Origin of the sequence: Dietzia sp. CW19 (genome assembly GCF_014145265.1) — a bacterium.
GTDB classification, from domain to species: domain Bacteria; phylum Actinomycetota; class Actinomycetes; order Mycobacteriales; family Mycobacteriaceae; genus Dietzia; species Dietzia natronolimnaea.
Genome location: NZ_JAALEE010000358.1, coordinates 1 through 1,497, shown reverse-complemented (window position 1 = coordinate 1,497; position 1,497 = coordinate 1). Strand labels below are relative to the sequence as shown.

The 1,497-nt window shown below is 71.1% G+C and carries 1 protein-coding gene and 1 pseudogene; one reads left to right on the top strand and one right to left on the bottom strand.

The genetic code is table 11. The features are described 5' to 3' along the window. Window positions 1–1,026: gluconate kinase (locus G6021_RS10985; RefSeq protein WP_182641278.1), on the bottom strand; the 1,026-nt coding region annotated here is incomplete at its 3' end. 226 nt (window positions 1,027–1,252) lie between these two features. Here G6021_RS10985 and G6021_RS10980 point away from each other — a divergent pair. Continuing rightward, window positions 1,253–1,497: pseudogene (locus G6021_RS10980) on the top strand (hypothetical protein); the annotation flags it as partial.

The following is a 1,497-nucleotide window of genomic DNA, read 5'->3' as shown; positions in this document are numbered from 1 at the left end:
CGTCGACTTGCCCGACCCCGACACCCCTCCCACCAGCACCAACCGGACGCGGGCGCGCAGGAGCGCGTCGACGGCCCGGTCCGCCAGCTCCAGGGCGTGCCGCGCGTCCGCCCCAACGCTCCGGGACTGCTCGGCGCGGATCGCGGTGACCTTGGACCGGACCAGCGCGCGGTACCCGATGTAGTGGTGCACGAGGGACGACGGCGCGTCATCCCCCGAGAAGTCCCGATACGCCGCGAGGAAGGCCTCGGCGAGGTCCCGCGCCCCCACCCTGTCGAGATCCATGGCCAGGAACCCGGCGTCGAGCATGGCGTCCCCGAACCTGAGCCGGTCGTCGAACTCGAGACAGTCGATCACCCGGGGCCCGTCGTCCTCCAGATAGATGTCCGCCGCGAGCAGGTCGCCGTGGCCGTCGACCACCCGGCCCGCATCGACTCGCGCCCGCAGGAGTCGCTCCCTGCCGCGGAGATACTCCCCCGCGAGCCACTCCACGTCGTCGACGATCACCGGTGCGTCCTCGCCCACACTCAGACGCCGCAGGTGGCCGATCGACTCCCGCCACAACCCGGCCACGGCGTCCGCGGTGCCCACCGCGTCGATCTCCTCCGAGCGGGGACTCGCGGCGTGGAGGTGATCGAGCTGCCGGGCCACCTCCCGCACCCCCGCCAGGAGGTCGGGATCGTTGGAGCGGCCGGCCCCCGAGGCCCGCGACCGCACCAGCGAGTCCAGGCTCCGTCCGGCGGGGAGTCGGCGCATCCGGACCACGTGGTCGATCACCTCGCCGTCGGGACCTCGCACCTCGAGCACACCGTCGTACACGTCCGGCGCCAGGCGGCTGTTGAGCTCGACCTCCCGGCGGCTCTGTTCGGCGCGGGCCCCGACCGACGTGTTGTCCAGGAACCCGAGATCGATGCGCTTGCGCACTTTGTGAGCCTCGTCACCATAGAGCACGATGAGAGCGCTGTGCGTCTCGACGACGGCCGGCCCTCCGTCCGTCACCGGGTCGGCATCCGCGGGGGTGTCCATAACCCCAGCCTAGGCAGGCATGACACGGTTCGCGGCCGACCCGCGGAGTCAGCCGGATACGCCCCCTCGCCTGTGGTGACCGGAGTGTTACCTCAAGGAACACTCAGCATTTCGCCCCCCTGACAGCGCCGGACTTCGCTTGTAGGGTCGCCGACGCACCTCGCTCCGATCGAGGTGTCCGCGATGAGAGACATCGGGGTCAATGAAGATGGGAGCTGTTCAGAACATGACGAACACCCACCGGAAGACCACCAACCGCACCACCGCCAAGATCGCCGCCGTCGGCGCGTTCGGCATCGGTGCCGCCATCGCGTTCCCCGGCCTCGCCGCGGCCCAGGAAGCCCCCGGCGGCAGCCTCGAGGGCCTCGCGGGCGACACGGGCAGCCTCACGGAGATCGCGGGTGAGGACGGTAGCCTGGCCGACCTCGATCTCGGCACGGACCTCGCCGTCGACCTGGGCAGCCTCGCCTT